Origin of the sequence: Arthrobacter sp. SW1 (assembly GCF_001766675.1) — a bacterium.
GTDB lineage: Bacteria > Actinomycetota > Actinomycetes > Actinomycetales > Micrococcaceae > Arthrobacter.
The window spans coordinates 97,764-114,259 of the sequence record NZ_MJLT01000045.1; the positions used below are offsets into that span (position 1 = coordinate 97,764).

At 66.1% G+C, this 16,496-nt stretch carries 13 protein-coding genes; 5 read left to right on the forward strand and 8 right to left on the reverse strand.

Going from position 1 to position 16,496, the window contains the following annotated elements; all coding sequences use genetic code 11:
- Positions 1 to 12: 12 nt before the first annotated feature.
- From BIU82_RS13870 to BIU82_RS13880, 3 genes are read right to left on the reverse strand one after another with little or no spacing between them, the layout of a single operon-like run.
- Positions 13 to 1,293, reverse strand: coding sequence for an aldolase (locus BIU82_RS13870; protein WP_070350047.1), 1,281 nt, complete (start codon positions 1,291 to 1,293; stop codon positions 13 to 15).
- 2 nt (positions 1,294 to 1,295) lie between these two features.
- The gene (gene aceB / locus BIU82_RS13875) at positions 1,296 to 2,891 is read right to left on the reverse strand and encodes a malate synthase A (RefSeq protein ID WP_070350048.1); all 1,596 of its coding nucleotides are present in this window, start codon (positions 2,889 to 2,891) and stop codon (positions 1,296 to 1,298) included.
- 14 nt (positions 2,892 to 2,905) lie between these two features.
- Positions 2,906 to 4,342 carry an NAD-dependent malic enzyme gene (locus BIU82_RS13880; protein WP_070350049.1) on the reverse strand — a complete coding sequence of 479 codons (1,437 nt, stop codon included), beginning with the start codon at positions 4,340 to 4,342 and terminating at the stop codon, positions 2,906 to 2,908.
- A gap of 210 nt (positions 4,343 to 4,552) precedes the next feature.
- Here BIU82_RS13880 and BIU82_RS13885 point away from each other — a divergent pair, with 210 nt between their 5' ends.
- On the forward strand, positions 4,553 to 5,308 hold the full coding sequence (locus tag BIU82_RS13885; RefSeq protein ID WP_070350050.1) for an IclR family transcriptional regulator: 756 nt from the start codon (positions 4,553 to 4,555) through the stop codon (positions 5,306 to 5,308).
- A 116-nt stretch (positions 5,309 to 5,424) separates the two neighbouring features.
- On the opposite strand, the gene BIU82_RS13890 is transcribed toward BIU82_RS13885, so the two are convergent.
- The 4 genes from BIU82_RS13890 to pucL all read right to left on the reverse strand — a co-directional run bounded on the left by BIU82_RS13890 (position 5,425) and on the right by pucL (position 10,646).
- Positions 5,425 to 6,966, reverse strand: coding sequence for an NCS1 family nucleobase:cation symporter-1 (locus tag BIU82_RS13890; protein WP_070350051.1), 1,542 nt, complete (start codon positions 6,964 to 6,966; stop codon positions 5,425 to 5,427).
- 195 nt (positions 6,967 to 7,161) lie between these two features.
- Positions 7,162 to 7,980 carry a MurR/RpiR family transcriptional regulator gene (locus BIU82_RS13895; RefSeq protein WP_070350052.1) on the reverse strand — a complete coding sequence of 273 codons (819 nt, stop codon included), beginning with the start codon at positions 7,978 to 7,980 and terminating at the stop codon, positions 7,162 to 7,164.
- A gap of 103 nt (positions 7,981 to 8,083) precedes the next feature.
- A complete protein-coding gene (locus BIU82_RS13900) occupies positions 8,084 to 9,571 on the reverse strand; it encodes a nucleobase:cation symporter-2 family protein (protein ID WP_070350053.1) in 1,488 nt (495 codons plus the stop codon).
- 163 nt (positions 9,572 to 9,734) lie between these two features.
- A complete protein-coding gene (gene pucL / locus BIU82_RS13905) occupies positions 9,735 to 10,646 on the reverse strand; it encodes a factor-independent urate hydroxylase (RefSeq protein WP_070350054.1) in 912 nt (303 codons plus the stop codon).
- Between the two features lie 380 nt (positions 10,647 to 11,026).
- Between pucL and BIU82_RS13910 the strand changes: the two genes are divergently transcribed.
- Positions 11,027 to 11,221: a hypothetical protein gene (locus BIU82_RS13910; RefSeq protein ID WP_070350055.1), complete on the forward strand. Its 195-nt coding sequence runs from the start codon at positions 11,027 to 11,029 to the stop codon at positions 11,219 to 11,221.
- 87 nt (positions 11,222 to 11,308) lie between these two features.
- Here the strand turns inward: BIU82_RS13910 and BIU82_RS13915 are convergent, their stop codons facing one another.
- Positions 11,309 to 12,685 (reverse strand): 8-oxoguanine deaminase, encoded by a 1,377-nt coding sequence (locus BIU82_RS13915; protein WP_070350056.1) that lies wholly within the window; start codon positions 12,683 to 12,685, stop codon positions 11,309 to 11,311.
- 360 nt (positions 12,686 to 13,045) lie between these two features.
- Here BIU82_RS13915 and BIU82_RS13920 point away from each other — a divergent pair, with 360 nt between their 5' ends.
- Genes BIU82_RS13920 through BIU82_RS13930 form a run of 3 tightly spaced genes read left to right on the forward strand, consistent with a single transcriptional unit; the run spans position 13,046 to position 16,376 of the window.
- Positions 13,046 to 13,537 (forward strand): nucleoside deaminase, encoded by a 492-nt coding sequence (locus tag BIU82_RS13920; RefSeq protein WP_070350057.1) that lies wholly within the window; start codon positions 13,046 to 13,048, stop codon positions 13,535 to 13,537.
- A gap of 15 nt (positions 13,538 to 13,552) precedes the next feature.
- Positions 13,553 to 15,127, forward strand: coding sequence for an NCS2 family permease (locus tag BIU82_RS13925; protein ID WP_139146638.1), 1,575 nt, complete (start codon positions 13,553 to 13,555; stop codon positions 15,125 to 15,127).
- A 25-nt stretch (positions 15,128 to 15,152) separates the two neighbouring features.
- Positions 15,153 to 16,376: an XdhC/CoxI family protein gene (locus BIU82_RS13930; RefSeq protein WP_070350059.1), complete on the forward strand. Its 1,224-nt coding sequence runs from the start codon at positions 15,153 to 15,155 to the stop codon at positions 16,374 to 16,376.
- Positions 16,377 to 16,496: the final 120 nt, after the last annotated feature.

Consider the following 16,496-nt stretch of genomic DNA (forward strand, 5'->3'; position numbering starts at 1 on the left):
CGATGAGTCCCTTTAGCTCGAAGTGGTGGAGTTCGACGTGGTGGCGAGCCGCGGATGTGCCAGGACGGTCAGGCGGGGGAGTTCGACGCCGGCAAGGGCCAGGACTTCCTCGGTACCCACCGCGCCGCACTGGACGCCGCGCAGGATGAACGCGGCCAAGGCGCGTGCCGTTGCCGGCTCGTCCATGACGCCGCCTTCGGTGCGCTCCACGTAGTTGCGCAGGCGGGCCGCCGCGGCCGGGAGGCCTTCGCGGTAGAAGGCGTACGTGGCGGCGAAGCGGCTGGCCAGCTGGTTGGCCTGCAGGTCCCAGCCCTGGTAGTAGCCGCGCTCCAGGGAGCGGCGGACCAGGCGGCCGTGCAGCTTCCAGGCGTTCTCCACGTTGTCACCCACGGGGATGATGTTCGTGGAACCGTCCGAAAGCCGGATCCCGGTGCCCGCCACCGCCAGCTGCATGACTTCCTTGGCGAAGTCCGCCACCGGGTGCTCCATGGACTGGTACTCGGCTGCGATCTGCAGCGACGCCGAGTAGTCGTAGGTTCCGTAGTGCAGGCCGCTGATGCGTCCAGGTACCGCGTGCGGCAGCTGGGCCACCGGGGAAGTGCCTTCCGGGCCGAGGATCAGCTGCGGCGTTTCCACCTGGACCTCGAACCGCAGGCGGCCGGCGGGCAGCGAGTGGATCTCTTCCAGGCGGGAGACCGCGAAGTCCATGGCCTTGACCTGGGCCACCGTGGTGACCTTGGGCAGCGTCAGCACCAGGCCCTCGGGCAGTTCGCCCGCGGAGGCCAGGGTGGAGACGAACAGGTCCAGCGTCTTCAGGCCGCGGGCCCGGGTGGGGGCCTCGAAGCACTTGAAGCGGATGCCGATGAACGGCGGAGCCGAACCGGCAGCCACGGCTTCGCTGACGGCCTGGGCCGCGGCCACTGCAGCCACGTCTTCGGCGTCATCGCCACGGTCGCCGTAGCCGTCTTCGAAGTCCAGGCGCAGGTCCTCGATCGGTTCGCTGCGCAGCTTGGCGGAAACCCGGCCGGCGACGGCGGCCGCCAGCTCGGGCTCCTGGCCCAGCAGCGCGCCGAGCTTCTCGAGACCGCCGTGCTCCTCCGCCGTCGCGAGCGCCTGGGCGCCCCATTCGGCGGCGAGCGACGGCGTGAAACGGTCCGCAGGCACGTACACGGTGTGCACGGGCTGGCGGCTGCCGCTGTCGCCGGGGTAGTTGCGTTCCAGCAGCTGGTCGGTCTCGGCCAGCTGGGAATCGATGGCGGCGAAGTCGGCCGCGTTGAGGGAGTGTGCTGCCATCCCTACACCAGCTCGTAGGCGGGGGTGGTCAGGAAGTCCGTGTAGTCCTCCGAGAGACAGATGTCCGCGATCAGGCGGCTGGCCGGCTCGTAGTACTTGGTGAAGGACTCGGCGTCCACTTCGCCGCGCAGGCGCTCGGTTTCCTCGGCCAGGACCTTGGTGACGAGCTCGCGGGTGACGGTGTTCCCGGTGTCCGCAAGGACGGACTTGTTGCGGATCTGCTGCCACACCTGCGAACGGGAGATTTCCGCCGTCGCGGCGTCTTCCATCAGGTTGTGGATGGCGACGGCGCCGCTGCCGGAGAGCCACACCGCGGTGTAGGCGACGGCGACGTACAGGTTCAGGTGCAGGCCGGCTTCGGTGACGTCACCTTCGGCGGAGCGGACGTCCAGGAGCTGCTCAGCCGTGACGGAAACCTCCGGGCGCTGCTTGTCGAGCTGGTTCGGCTTGCTGCCGAGCACAGAGTCGAACACTTCCTGGCAGGTGGAAACCAGGTCCGGGTGGGCAACCCAGGAACCGTCGAAGCCGTCGTTCGCCTCGCGGGTCTTGTCCGCACGGACCTTTTCGAAGGCCTGGGCGGTGACTTCCGGTTCGCGGCGGTTCGGGATGACGGCGGCCATGCCGCCCATCGCGAAGGCGCCGCGCTTGTGGCAGGTCTTGACCAGCAGCTCGGTGTAGGCCCGCATGAACGGCGCGGTCATGGAGACGGAAGCGCGGTCCGGCAGGATGAAGGACTCGCCGCCGTCGCGGAAGTACTTCACGATGCTGAACAGGTAGTCCCAACGGCCGGCGTTCAGGCCGGAAGCGTGGTCGCGCAGCTCGTAGAGGAACTCTTCCATCTGGAAGGCGGCCGGGATGGTCTCGATCAGCATGGTGCCGCGGATGCTGCCCTGCGGGATGCCGATGTAGTCCTGGGCGAAGACGAAGATGTCGTTCCAGAGGCGGACCTCCAGGTAGCTCTCCATCTTGGGCAGGTAGTAGAACGGGCCATGGCCGTTCTCAAGGAGCTGCTTGGCGGTGTGGAAGAAGTGCAGGCCGAAGTCCACCAAGGCACCCACGGTGGGTTCGCCGTCGATCAGCAGGTGGCGTTCGTCCATGTGCCAGCCACGGGGGCGGGTGACCACGACTGCCAGCGGAGCGTCGGTGCGCAGGCGGTATTCCTTGCCCTCCGGGGAGGTGTATTCCAAGGTGCCGCGGGCGGCGTCGCGCAGGTTCAGGATGGCGTCGATGACGTTCGCCCAGGTGGGGGTGCTGGCGTCCTCGAGGTCCGCGAGCCACACCTTGGCGCCCGAGTTGAGGGCGTTGATGGCCATCTTGGCCGGGGAAGCGGGGCCGGTCATTTCAACGCGGCGGTCCTGCAGGGCGGCCGGAGCCTCGGCGACCTTCCAGTCGCCTTCGCGGACTTCCTTGGTTTCGGGAAGGAAATCCAGCTTGCCGGTGCGGGCCACTTCCTCGCGCTTGGCGGTGCGGGCCGCCAGGAGTTCGTTGCGGGTGCCGGCGAAGCGCTTGTGCAGTTCCTCCACGAAGGCCAGGGCCTCGGGGGTCAGGATTTCTTCGGCGCGTTCGATCGGCTGGGGATCGGTGACGGTAAGAGCCATGGGAAGGGTCCTTCCTAGTGTGCGCCGGCCGGAACGGCGGCGTTGGACTGGGTAGCAGCAGACTGGGCGGCGGCGTGTGCTGCGTTCGCAACTGCGGTTGCGACATCGGCCGTCACGTGCGGGTCGAAAATGCTGGGAATAATGTAGCTCGCATTGAGCTCATCGTCAGCGACGCGGTTGGCGATTGCCTCGGCGGCGGCCACCAGCATGTCCGGGGTGATGTCGCTCGCGCCGGCGTCGAGCAGGCCGCGGAACAGGCCCGGGAAGGCCAGGACGTTGTTGATCTGGTTCGGGAAGTCGCTGCGGCCGGTTGCCACGACGGCGGCGTGCTTGGACGCGATGGACGGATCCACCTCGGGGGTGGGGTTGGCCATGGCGAAGACGATGGCGTCGCTGGCCATCGAGGCGACGTGCTCTTCGCTGAGGATGTTCGGGGCGGAGACGCCGATGAAGACGTCCGCGCCGACGAGGGCCTCGTGCAGGGTTCCGGAGAAGCCTTCTTCGTTGGTGTTTTCCGCGATCCAGGTGCGGTGCTGGTCGTCGTAGCTCTCGCCGTGGTGGATGGCGCCGGAGCGGCCGGCGGCAATGATGTGCTGCGCGCCCTGGGCCTTGAGGAGCTGGATGATGGCGGAGCCGGCAGCGCCGACGCCGGAGACGACGATCTTGACGTCGGAAATCTTCTTGTCCACAACGCGCAGGGCGTTGACCAGGGCGGCCAGGGTGACGATGGCGGTGCCGTGCTGGTCATCGTGGAAGACCGGGATGTCGAGTTCTTCACGCAGGCGTGCCTCGATTTCGAAGCAGCGGGGAGCGGCGATGTCCTCCAGGTTTACGCCGCCGAACACCGGAGCCAGGAGCTTGACGGTGCGGATGATTTCCTCGGTGTCCTGGGTGTCCAGGCAGACCGGCCAGGCGTCCACGTTGGCGAACTGCTTGAAGAGGGCGGCCTTGCCTTCCATGACCGGCAGGGCGGCGGCGGGGCCGATGTTGCCCAGGCCCAGCACTGCGGAACCGTCGGTGACGACGGCGACCGTGTTGCGCTTGACCGTCAGGTTGCGGGCCGCGGACGGGTCCTCGGCGATGGCCAGGCAGACGCGTGCGACGCCGGGGGTGTAGGCGCGGGAAAGATCGTCGCGGTTGCGCAGCGGCACCTTCGGGACAACCTCGAGCTTGCCGCCCAGGTGCATGAGGAAGGTGCGGTCGGAAACGTGCTGGACCGTGACGCCGTCGAGCGCGTTCAGGGCCGCCTTGACCTGTTCGGCGTGTTCTTCGCCGGTGGTGTTGCAGGTGACGTCGACGACGATCGTGTCGTGGTGGGACTCTGCGACGTCCAGCGCGGTGACGGCTGCTCCTGCTGCCGCGACTGCGGCTGCGATCTCACTGGTGGCAGTGAAGTTCGACGGCGCGGCGACGCGCAGGGTGATTGAGTTTCCGGGGCCCGGGTTCGCCATTGAATGTCCTCCTGTTGCGGGTCCTGTTAAGGACCGGTGTGCCTCGCTAGTGTTTTCGTATTATGGATATTATTATCTACAAAGTGGAAACACAAGCTTTCCGCCGAAGGTGACCGCAGGGGTGTTTGGTGCGGTATCTTGAAGACCTAAACAACTTTTTTCACGATGCGGATAACAGTTGTCGGATTCCGAGCCATAGGAGACAACGGAATGGCCGAAAAACCCTCGGGAGGCGTGCAGTCCGTCGAGCGCGTCTTCGAACTGCTGGAACTCATCACGGACGCCGGCGGTGACGTTACGCTCAGCGAACTGTCGTCGTCGACCGATCTTCCCCTGCCCACCATCCACCGCCTGCTGCGCACGCTCGTGGCACTCGGCTACGTGCGGCAGCTTCCCAACCGGCGCTACGCCCTGGGTCCGCGCCTGATCCGCCTCGGCGACGGCGCCAACAAGCAGCTCGGCGCACTGGCGCGCCCGCAGCTGAAGTCCCTCGTGGACCGGCTGGGGGAGACCTCCAACATGGCCGTGCTCGATTCGGACATGGTCATCTACGTGGCCCAGGTTCCGTCCCCGCACTCCATGCGTATGTTCACGGAGGTGGGCCGCCGCGCCCACACCCACGACACCGGCGTCGGCAAGGCCATCCTCGCCCAGCTGGACGACGAGGTGGTCCGCGGCATCGTGGCCCGCACCGGCATGCCCACGCCCACGGCCAAGAGCATCGGCGACATCGATTCGCTGCTGCATGACCTCAAGCTCATCCGCGAACGCGGCTATTCCATTGACGAAGAAGAGCAGGAACTGGGTGTCCGCTGCTTCGCCATGGCCGTGCCGAACGCCCCGACGCCCACGGCGATCTCCGTGTCCGGCCCGATCACCCGTGTGGACCAGGACTTCGCGGACCGCGCCGTTCCCATGCTGCGCGAAGCTGCCGAGGCCCTCTCGATCGAGCTGAACCGCAACTGACCTTCCGGCGCTGCACCAAATCGTGCTGCACCAAGCAGCGCGAGCGTACAGTTGAGGCCCTGGAATCCGCGGATTCCAGGGCCTCAACTGTACGCTCGGCATAGTGCGTGTGGTGCCTAGTCGTCGCTGAGTGAACCGTCGTTCACGTCGACGCCGTCGTCAGCCAGGTTGATCATGGGCGAGGTCTTCTCGAGCTGGCGGAAGACCACCAGGCCCAGGCCGCAGCCGATGAACCAGCTGTAGTTGCCCAGCCAGGTGAAGTCCACCGTGGTGGCCCCGGTGTCCAGGAGCAGCTTGGGGATGATCACCGAGGCGACCGATACCGCGCCGCTGATGGCCACGGCCTTGATGGCGTTGGGGTTGTAGCCGTTCTTGAACCAGTACTTGCCTTTCGGGTCCATGGTGTACATCTCGTCCACCCAGACCTTCTGGCGGCTCACCAGGTAGTAGCCGGCAATCAGGATGCCGAACAGCGGGCCGATCAGTGCGCCCAGGATGCCCAGCGAGTAGTGGATGGCGGTGGCGTTGCTGTACCAGTTCCACGGAAGCAGGATCACGGAGCCGACGGCGGCGATCATGCCGCCGGTGCGCCAGCTGATCTTGTGCGGGGCAACGTTGGAGAAGTCGAAGGCCGGGGAGATGAAGTTGGCCACGATGTTGATGCCTACCGTGGCGGTGACGAAGGTCAGGCCGCCCAGCAGGATGGCGAACGGGGTGTCGATCCGCTCCACGGTGTGGATGGGGTCGGTGATGAGTTCTCCGAACACCGGGACGGTGGCCGAGGCCGTGATGACCGTCAGCAGCGAGAAGAACAGGAAGTTGATCGGCAGGCCGAGGAAGTTGCCCTTCTTGACCGCCTTGAAGGACTTGCCGTAGCGGGCGAAGTCGCCGAAGTTCAGCATGGGGCCGGAGAAGTAGGACACCACGATGGCGATGGCGCTGAGCATGACCGGGATGGAGGCCCAGAAGTCCAGCGGTTCGCCGGCGGAGAGGTCCAGGCTGACCTTGTCCCAGCCTGCCTGGGAGACCAGGTAGATGGCCAGGACGATCATGACGACGTACACGGCGGGGCCGGCGAAGTCGATGAACTTGCGGATGGTTTCCATGCCGTTCCAGAACACGGCGGCCTGCGCAACCCAGAGGATGGCGTAGGAGATCCAGCCCAGCGCGGAGAGCCCGAGGAAGGAGTAGTCCGTGGCCAGGGCGTGGGTGGCCGGGATGAACTTCAGGAAGATGATGTTCAGCGATTCCGCGGCCAGGAAGGTCTGCACCCCGTACCAGGCGATGGCGATGGCGCCGCGGATGATGGCCGGGATGTTGGCGCCCTTGATGCCGAAGATGGCGCGGTTGATGACCGGGTATGGAACACCGGTCTTCTGGCTGGGCTTGGCCACCAGGTTGGTGAAGACCTGGACGATCACAATGCCGATGATCAGGGCAAGGAGAACCTGCCAGCTGGCGATGCCGAGGGCGAAAAGGCTGCCGGCGGTCACGTAGCCGCCGACGCTATGCACATCGGACATCCAGAAGGCGAAGATGTTGTAGGCGCCCCACTTCTGGTGCTTGAGCGGGACGAGGTCCTCGTTGGCGAGGCGGTGGTCATAGTGGGGCTTGACGGCTTCGGCGCCAGTGCCGGCAGCGGTCTCAAGTTCAGCCATGGTCGTTCCTTAGGGCCGGAGTTCTCGGCCGAGCCGGCCGTTTCATGAACTCAAGTTTGTGGAACGGATGTTACATAGCTGTTTCCGCTTGAAGAAGAGCCTGTGTATTACGAAATTGCTTCAGGGCAAAGTCAAATCGCTGGAGCCGCGGTTTTCCGCGGGTCCACCCCGCGTATGCGCAAATTGTGACTGGCGTCACTCATCCAGTTCGCCCAGTGCGCCGAAGACCGCGGTTGCTTCGCGGATCCGGTCCCGGCCCGCTTTCGATAGCCGGGTCAGCACGCCGTTGGCCAGGGCGCTCATGAGGCTCATCGCCGAGGCGTAGCTGTCGAACGCCGAGGCGCTCTCCACCGGGCATTCCAGCCAGATGCCCGCCTGCGCCGCGTAGCGCCGGGCGCTCGGATCGCCGATCAGGATTGTGGTGGCGCCGCACGCGGCAGCGGACTGCAGGATTGCGCCGAAAGTCGCCGGCCGGCGTCGGAATCCCATCAGGAGGACGACGTCGCCAGGCCCGCATCCTGCCAATTCCTCGCCGATGCTCTGGCCCGGCTGAGGGGCAGCGGCCACGCGCCCGCGGCACTGCAGGAGCTGCTGCCGCAGGTGCAGCGCGAGCGGAAAACTGTTGCGGTAGCCGATCAGCAGGAGCTGCCGGCCGGCGGCGAGGGCTTCCGTCGCGGCGGTGAACTGGCCGGCGTCGAGCTTTTCGAAGGTGCGGCGGACGGCCTCCAGTTCATGGGCCAGATGGACGGCGAGGTCGCTCTCATCATGGGTGGCCACCGGGATGCCGCTGGCGCGCAACTGCCGCGTGTGCTCCTTGACCTCGGTGAAATCGGCGAAGCCCAGCCGGCGGAACAGCCGGCTCATGGTCGCCTTGGAGACTCCGCTGAGCCGGGCAAGTTCGGCGGCGTTGTAGACCGCGAGGTCGCCCAGATGGTCCAGGAGCGTGTCCGCCGCCTTCTGTTCCTGCGGTCCCAGGTCCGGGTAGTGCTGCCCGATGCGCTCATCGATCCTCATGAAACAACCGTCTCACGAAGCGGGCCGCCGGACGCGGTGCGTCCGGCGGCTCTTACCATTCAAAACTGAAGCTTCGTCGTTGAAACCTCCTCTTTGCTCGGGGTCAGTGGTCGTGGGCGGAGGTCTTGACCGGGACTTCGTTGCCGTCGCAGTCGATCAGCTTGCCGTTTTCGAAACGGTCGCCTTCGGCCAGGCAGGCGATGTCGGCCTCGGTGAGCACGCGGTCCGTTCCGGCCACGAACGTCGACTGGTTGTCCGAGTTCCCCTTCTTGATGTGGTTGAACAGGATGTTCAGGAGGATGGCCATGACGGCTGCGGAGCTGATGCCGGAGTGGAAGATGGTCTCGAACCAGGACGGGAACTGGTCGTAGAACTTGGGCGCGGCGATCGGGATCATGCCGAAGCCGATCGACGCGGCAACGATGATCAGGTTCATGTTGTTGCGGTACTCCACCTTGGCCAGGGTGCGGATGCCGCTGGCGGCCACGGTGCCGAAGAGGACCACGCCCGCACCGCCCAGGACGGGAGTGGGGACGGCTGCGATCACGCGGCCCAGCACGGGCAGCAGGCCCAGGACCACCAGGATCACGCCGCCGGCGGTGACCACGAAGCGGCTCTTGACGCCCGTGATGGCCACAAGGCCCACGTTCTGGGCGAAGGCGCTCTGCGTGAAGGAGTTGAACATGGGCGAGATGACGCTGGAGAGCATGTCCGCACGCAGGCCGTTGCCGATGCGCTTGGAATCGACCTTGGTGTCCACGATCTCGCCGACGGCGATGATGTCCGCCGAGGTTTCGGTCAGGGTGACCAGGATGACGATCAGCATGGAGATGATCGCGGCGATTTCAAAGGTGGGGGCACCGAACGCGAAGGGGGTGGGGAATGCGACCACATCGCCCTGGCCCACCTTGGAGAAGTCCGCCATGCCGGTGACGGTGGCGATGATGGTGCCGATGACCATGGCCAGCAGGATGGAAAGCCGCGAGATGGCCGCGTTGCCCACCTTGCTCAGGATCAGGACCACGGCCATGGTGGCCGCGGCCAGGCCGATGTTGGCCATGCTGCCGTAGTTCTCGGCCTTGGCGTTGCCGCCCATGGCCCAGTTCGCGGCGACCGGCATGAGCGTCAGGCCGATCGTGGTGATGACCACGCCGGTGACCACCGGCGGGAAGAACTTGATGATCTTGGAGAACAGGGGCGTGATGATCAGGCCGATCAACGAGGCGACCATGACGGAGCCAAAGACCGACTGGATGCCGCCACCGCCGTTGACGATGGCCACCATGGTGGAGACGCCGGCGAAGGAGACGCCCTGGACCAGGGGAAGCTGCGAGCCGAAGAAGGGAATGCCCACGGTCTGCAGGATGGTGGCGAGGCCGCCGACGAAGAGGCAGGCGGCGATCAGCAGGCCGATGTCCTGCGAGGAGAGGCCGGCGGCGGCGCCGATGATGAGGGGCGGGGCGATGATTCCGCCGTACATGGTGAGGACGTGCTGGAAACCGTAGGCGAAGGAGCTGCCGATCGACAGGCGTTGGTCTTCGGGGCGGGTGCTCTGGGTTCCCGCGGGGCGGTTTTTCTTCTTGGTGTTCATGGCAGACTTCCTGATTTGGGGCAGACACCTTTGTCTGGCTGATATGTCTGGCTAACAATCCGGGCCGAAGATCGGCATTTTTGGGTATGGCTAAGGGCCGGGGTGGCCGGGTCCAAGGGCTGTGCAGCGCTGGTCCCGGCCGCCCCGGTGCGTCATGGACGGCTTAGCAGAAGCCGGCGATGCCGTCCCAGGCGTTGCCCGGGTCCGAGATCAGGTCGCGCTCGAAGTTGGCTTCGATCAGGCCGTACGGGCGGTCGGCTGCGAAGAAGACCTCGTTGGGGTTGTCCAGGCCGAACGGGCTCAGGTCCACTACGAAGTGGTGCTTGTTCGGGGTGGAGAAGCGGAGCTCATCGATTTCCGGGTGGGCGTCCAGGACCTTCTGGGCCATCTGGTAGAGGGTCTCCTGGAGTGCCTTGGAGTACTGCTCGGAGAAGCCTTCCAGCAGGAGGGCCTTCACGGATTCGTAGGCGGCGTTGTAGTCGATCTTGCCTTCGGCCACGGCGTCGTTGTTGTAGCGCCAGCGGGCGGACACGGCAGTGGCCAGGATGCGGTCCGAGGTTTCCTGCAGGGTGGTGTACTTGTCCTTGGGGTAGCCCTCGAAGCCGGATTCGGTGGACTTGAGCACCGTGAGGTCGGTCAGGCCGGAGATGACGTACGTGGCTTCGCCTTCGCGGACGACGACGGCGGTGCGGACTTCCTGGCCCTTGCGGACGAAGGAGTGGTTGTGCTCCTTGCCGTTGGCGATGATGCGCTCCCAGGCGTACTGTTCGGCTTCCCAGCGGCCGCCGGTGATCCAGTCGAATTCGCCGGTGAAGTGGTCCGCCAGGCGGAGCAGGAACTGCTCCGGGGAACCGATGCCTTCACGGGCGAAAGCGTAGACGGTGTTCTTCTGGGTATCGGTGGGGACAACGTGGCTGTTGTCGCCCTCGAAGTGTGCTGCGGCGAGGTCGCCGCGCAGCTGCGACGTGATGTTGAGGTCCTCGATTTCGTGACGGTCGGTATCGCGGGTGATCTTGACGACGCGGTTTTCCGCCTTGCCGTACTGGTTCTTGCCGAGGACGATCTTGCTGCTCATGGTCTGTCTCAACTTTCTTGGGGTGGACCAGGCTAACGATCCACCAGGGTTGTTTCGCGCGGATCACACACTGTCTCGTGTCTGTTTCGCGCTTATTTCTGGATGGATGCCGGCAACAAAAAAGAGCCGGCATCCGTTGATGCCAGCTCATTACGACCCTGCCTGCTGCTCCCAGGTTTCGTGACCTGAGTCACGAGTTGCTGAAAAGACTAGCGCGGGAATCCGTCCTTGTGAAGGGGGTCACGGAATTGTCCAAAGTTTTTCGAATATGACCGGCTGCTGTGGCGCGCGTCATGAACATCTCTTGACGCGGACGCCGAAGCTGCCTACGCTTTCCACATATCAATAAAAGTTTTCCGAAGTGCGGAAAGCGCGGAACGATGAACGAGGAGGAACAGATGGACCCGCAGGAGAACAAGAACGTCGTGGAATTCCCGGCACCCGGTCAGGAGCTGTACCTGCCGTTCGGCTCCACCGATCCGGACTTCTACATTCCGGCCGACTGCGACCGCAAAGCCGGCGGCTTTTCCCGCTGGCTCCGCGCGCTCCCGGTGTTCGGCCGGCAGCGTCCCTGAAGTCCTGCCTTCAGGAGACGCACGGACTCTGCGCAACAGAGCCTGAAGCGGGCGGCATCTGGGGAGGTGCCGCCCGCTTTTCCGTGCCTACCCGCTGATCAGTTTCCGTGCGGCGGCCGAGTGCCTTGCCATCAACCCCGCCACATCCAGGCCCGGAATGGAACCGTCCACCACCCGCCATTCGCCGCCCACCATCACGCGGTCCGCACGGTCCGCGCCGCACAGCAGCAGCGCGGCCACGGGATCGTGGCTGCCCGAGAACCGCAGCTCGTCCAGCGTGAACATGGCCAGGTCCGCCTGCAGGCCCGGGGCCAGCTGCCCGATATCGGAACGGCCCAGCACTGCTGCCGAACCACGCGTTGCCCATCCCAGTGCCCGCTCCACCGGAACGTCCGCGCCGTAGCGCAGCCGCTGCAGATACAGCGCTTGCCGCGCCTCGAGGATCATGTTTGAGGCGTCGTTGGACGCCGAGCCGTCCACGCCCAATCCCACCGGAACCCCGGCGTCCTCAAGTTCCAGCACGCGTGCGGTTCCGGACGCCAGCCGCATGTTCGACGTCGGGCAGTGCGCGACGGCGGTGCCCGCGGCTCCCAGCCGGGCGATCTCGCCGTCGTCGAAATGGATGCCGTGGCCCAGCCAGGTGCGCTTGCCCAGCCAGCCGACGCTCTCCAGGTAATCGACGGTGCGCAGGCCGAAGGTTTCCCGGCAGAAGTCTTCCTCGTCAAGGGTTTCGGCCAGGTGGGTGTGCAGGCGGACATCGTGCTTCTCGGCGAGGGCCGCGCTTTCGGCCATGATCTCCTTGGTGACCGAGAACGGCGAGCACGGTGCCAGCGCAATCTGGATCACGGCGCCGTCGCCGGGCTCGTGGTACTGCCGGATCAAGCGCTCGCTGTCGGCCAGGATCTCCTCCGGGCGCTGCACCGTGGACTGCGGCGGCAGTCCGCCGTCGTCCTCGCCGAGGGTCATGGATCCGCGGGTGAGCGTGGCACGCATGCCCATGCGCCGCACCACGGCGGCCTCGATGTCGATCGCATCGTCCATTCCGGCAGGGAACAGGTAGTGGTGGTCGGCGGCGGTGGTGCAGCCGGAGAGCAGCAGTTCGGCGAGGGCCACTTCGACGGCGGCCTCCAGGCTTTCCGGGGTCAGTCGCGCCCAGACGGGGTAGAGGTTCTGCAGCCACGGGAAGAGCGGGGCGTTCGCCACCGGGCTCCAGGCACGGGTGAGCGTTTGGTAAAAGTGGTGGTGCGTGTTGACCAGGCCGGGCAGCAGGACGTGCCGGCCGGCGTCGAACACCTCATCGCAGGGTGCGGAAGGCTGCCCGCCCGCAGGGACGAGCTCCGTGATTTTCCCTTCGCTGACCACCAGGCCGCCGCGGGCGTCGAGGTCATTGGCGGTGAAAACCGCGAGGGGGTTCTTGATCCAGAGCCTGGACGGGGCGGGTTTTTCGGGCGTGGCAGGGGCCATGGAGCTCTCCTTTGGCTGTTGACGGTATGCGTTCCAGCTCAGTTAGGCCCTGTCTGCTGATCCAGGTGGTACGGCGCCAGCGTACGTTCGGCGCCCATTGCGGTCAATGTGACCGGGCCGTGAGCGCCTGGAAACACGGATTTCACATGGCGAAATTAAGTTTCCAGAAAGCTATGGCGCCGCCCACAGTGTGATGCTAATCTCTAACTGCCAAAGGCGGGCACCCGGACTCCGGGAAGCTATCTACCAGGCGCAACTCAACCTTCATCGCACATGCTGAAGCCTGGTAACCGCGGCACAGTTCCGTTCCCTTGGTGTTTTCGGTCGCCAGCGCTTCCACAGCAAAAAGGAAGTCGCACAATGAGTACAACCGTCACGGCCGAAACGTTCCTGGCCACCTCCATCGAACTGGCAACTGCCAATGTCCTCAACAGCGGCGGGCCGTTCGGCGCCGTCATTGTCACCGCGGACGGCAGGGCCTTCGAAGGCGTCAACCGCGTCACCGCCAGCAACGATCCCACGGCCCACGCCGAAGTCACCGCCATCCGCAACGCCTGCCGCGAACTGGGCACCTTCGACCTGAGCGGCGCCACCCTTTACACCAGCTGCGAACCGTGCCCCATGTGCCTTGCCTCGGCGCTCTGGGCACGGATCGATAACGTGGTGTTCGCCGCCGACCGGCACGACGCCGCCTCGGTCGGTTTCGATGACGCCGTCTTCTACGAATACTTCGACAACAAGGACCGCGACCGGCTCATGCCGGTCCGCAAGCTCAGCCTCTCCGAAGGCGCACCGGACATCCTCCAGCCGTTCAACACCTGGAACACCCTCGACTCCAGGATTGACTACTAAGGCCCGGTGTCTGAAATGACAATCCTGGACAACTCCCCGGAGAAGCACCTGGCCGAAGATGCCTCAGCGCAAACGGCCACGGCACAGCAAGCGGCCCGCAAGGCCGCCAAGAAAGCCGCGAAAGCGGCCAACGCAGCGCCGGCCCCCAATCCGGCACAGCCCACCTCCTTCCTGGATGCCTTCTTCCAGATCACCAAGCGGGGATCCACGCTGGCCCGTGAATTCCGCGGCGGCGTGGTCACCTTCTTCACCATGGCGTACATCGTCATCCTCAACCCGCTGATCCTGGGCGGGTTCTCGGCAGCCAATGCCCCCGCCGACGTCGCCGGCGGCTGGCTGCCCGCAGCGCAGGTGGGTGCCGTCACAGGCCTCACCGCCGGCGTCATGACCATCGTCTTCGGCCTCGTGGCGAACCTCCCGTTCGGCCTCGCCGCGGGCCTGGGCATCAACTCCTTCCTGGCCGTGGCCGTGATCCGCGAGGTCACCTGGGCCGAGGCCATGGGGCTGGTGGTCATCAACGGCATCCTGATCGTCCTCTTCGGCATCACCGGGGCCCGGACCGCCATCTTCAAGGCCGTGCCCAAGGAGCTGAAGGCCGCCATCACCGTGGGCATCGGGCTCTTCATCGCCTTCATCGGCTTTGTGGACTCGGGCTTCGTGCGCCCCACCGCGGGCGGCCCGCCCGTGCAGCTCGGCACGGACGGCTCCATCACCACGGTGCCCACCCTCGTCTTCATTGCGGGCCTGCTGGTGATGGGCATCCTGGTAGCCCGCAAGATCCAGGGCGGGCTGCTGATCGGCATCGTCGCCACCACGGTGCTGGCCGCCGTCGTCGAAGGGATCATGCACCTTGGCCCCGGCGGCAAGGACAACCCCGGCGGCTGGCACCTGAACACCCCGGTCCTTTCCGGGCAACTGGTGGCCTTGCCGGACCTTGGACTCGTGGGCCAGTTCGACCTCTTCGGCTCCTTCGCCCGGATTGGCGGGCTGGCGGCGACCATGCTGGTGTTCACCCTGGTGTTCACCAACTTCTTCGACGCGATGGGCACCATGACGGGCCTGGCCAAGAGCTCCGGCGTGGCCTACAAGGACGGCACGTTCCCGCGGTTGAAGTCGGCGTTCATCGTCGAAGGCATGGGCGCGGTGATGGGCGGAGCCACCTCCGGCTCGTCCAACACGGTGTACATCGACTCGGCGGCGGGCATCGGCGAAGGTGCCCGGACCGGCCTGGCCTCGGTGGTCACCGGAGCGCTGTTCCTGGGCTCGATGTTCTTCACCCCGCTCACCTCAGTGGTCCCCATCGAGGTGGCCGCCGCGGCCCTCGTGGTGGTCGGCGCGATGATGATGGCCCAGATCCGGGAGATCAACTTCAGCAAGTTCTCCGTGGCGCTGCCGGCGTTCCTGACCATCGTCACCATGCCGCTGAGCTACTCGATCGCCAACGGCATCGGCGTCGGATTCGTCTCCTACGCGGTGGTCAGCGCGGCGTCCGGCCGGGCCCGGAAAGTGCACCCGCTCATGTGGGTGGTCACCGCCGGATTCCTGGTCTACTTCGCAAGGGGTCCCATCAACGCCCTGCTGGGTGTATAGAGCAGAGTAAGCGGAAGGAGGAGGGATGCTGGAACTCGGAAGGCAAGTAGGCAGCTGGGGCCCGGCGCTGGCCGGCACCGAGCTGGTGGTGGCCACGATCGTGGCCGCGAACGGCTCCACGCCGCGCCCGGCCGGCACCTCGATGCTGATTGCCGCCGATGGCCAGGTCCTTGGCAGCCTCTCCGGCGGATGCGTGGAGGGTGCCGTCGTCGCCGCAGCCCAGGAAGTCCTGGCCTGCGGCGGCGACCGCCGCGAACGCTTCGGCTATAGCGCCGAGGACGCGTTCGCCGTCGGGCTCACGTGCGGGGGCGAACTCGAAGTGCACCTCGGACGGCTCGATTCCCGGGCCCGCGCGGCGCTCGCGGCGGAACCGGTGGCGCTGCTCCGCCGCCTGGATCCGCCCGCGGACAGCCGGAAGCACGACGACGACGGCGCGGTCCTGGCCGTTCCCTCGCCGGACGCCGTGCGCACCGTACCCCGGGCCGCCTTGGCGGGACTGCTCGGCCTGGACCTCGAGGACGTCGACCTTCGCGGTGATGCCGCCGCGTCCGGCGACATGCTGGAGCGGGCCTTCACCCAGGTGGAGGCACTCATCCGGCAGGGCCGCTCCGGCCTGGTGCGGGTGGCCCCGCCGCAGGGCTGTTTTCTCGACGAACAGCCCGTGGAACTGTTCGTGGAAAGCCGCCTGCCCGCGCCCCGTGCCGTGGTGGTTGGCGCCAACGATTTCTCCGAAGCGCTCATTCCCGCTCTGAAGCTCCTTGGCTACCACGTCACCCTGTGCGACGCCAGGCCACACTTCGCAGCACAGGAACGCTTTGCCGCCGCGGATGCCGTGGAACGTGCCTGGCCGCACCGGTACCTGGCGGAACAGGCGCGGCAGGGACTGCTGGATGAACGCAGCATCCTGTGCGTGCTGTCCCACGACCCCAAGTTCGACATCCCGCTCCTGGGCGAAGGCCTTCGGCTGGACCTGGCCTACGTGGGCGCCCTTGGTTCCCGGCGCAGCGGCCGGCACCGGCGGCAGGCGCTGCTGGAACAGGGCCTGGAGCCCGGGCTGCTGGACCGCCTGCATTCACCCATCGGCCTGGACCTGGGTGCCGTCACCCCCGGCGAAGTGGCGGTCTCGATCGCCGCCGAGCTGGTGGCGGTGCTGCGCCGCAAGCAGGAACCGGGGCAGGAACCGGGGCACGGGCCGGGATCGCCCGCGTACGGCTCCCTCTCGCGGGGCGCGGGGCCAATCCACCACTAATGCCGCTCCACCACTGATGCCGCTCCACCACTGATCCAACCCACGTACGAAACGACACGAGATACGAAAGCCGCCGGCGCAGCCAAGACTCAAGCGCCGGGCAGGCATTGCAACACCAAG

Excerpts from the sequence above, each read along its gene's own strand:
- BIU82_RS13870 (WP_070350047.1), bottom strand. The coding sequence starts at position 1,293 with ATGGCAGCACACTCCCTCAACGCGGCCGACTTCGCCGCCATCGATTCC.
- aceB (WP_070350048.1), bottom strand. The coding sequence starts at position 2,891 with ATGGCTCTTACCGTCACCGATCCCCAGCCGATCGAACGCGCCGAAGAA.
- BIU82_RS13880 (WP_070350049.1), bottom strand. The coding sequence starts at position 4,342 with ATGGCGAACCCGGGCCCCGGAAACTCAATCACCCTGCGCGTCGCCGCG.
- BIU82_RS13885 (WP_070350050.1), top strand. The coding sequence starts at position 4,553 with ATGGCCGAAAAACCCTCGGGAGGCGTGCAGTCCGTCGAGCGCGTCTTC.
- BIU82_RS13890 (WP_070350051.1), bottom strand. The coding sequence starts at position 6,966 with ATGGCTGAACTTGAGACCGCTGCCGGCACTGGCGCCGAAGCCGTCAAG.
- BIU82_RS13895 (WP_070350052.1), bottom strand. The coding sequence starts at position 7,980 with ATGAGGATCGATGAGCGCATCGGGCAGCACTACCCGGACCTGGGACCG.
- BIU82_RS13900 (WP_070350053.1), bottom strand. The coding sequence starts at position 9,571 with ATGAACACCAAGAAGAAAAACCGCCCCGCGGGAACCCAGAGCACCCGC.
- pucL (WP_070350054.1), bottom strand. The coding sequence starts at position 10,646 with ATGAGCAGCAAGATCGTCCTCGGCAAGAACCAGTACGGCAAGGCGGAA.
- BIU82_RS13910 (WP_070350055.1), top strand. The coding sequence starts at position 11,027 with ATGAACGAGGAGGAACAGATGGACCCGCAGGAGAACAAGAACGTCGTG.
- BIU82_RS13915 (WP_070350056.1), bottom strand. The coding sequence starts at position 12,685 with ATGGCCCCTGCCACGCCCGAAAAACCCGCCCCGTCCAGGCTCTGGATC.
- BIU82_RS13920 (WP_070350057.1), top strand. The coding sequence starts at position 13,046 with ATGAGTACAACCGTCACGGCCGAAACGTTCCTGGCCACCTCCATCGAA.
- BIU82_RS13925 (WP_139146638.1), top strand. The coding sequence starts at position 13,553 with ATGACAATCCTGGACAACTCCCCGGAGAAGCACCTGGCCGAAGATGCC.
- BIU82_RS13930 (WP_070350059.1), top strand. The coding sequence starts at position 15,153 with ATGCTGGAACTCGGAAGGCAAGTAGGCAGCTGGGGCCCGGCGCTGGCC.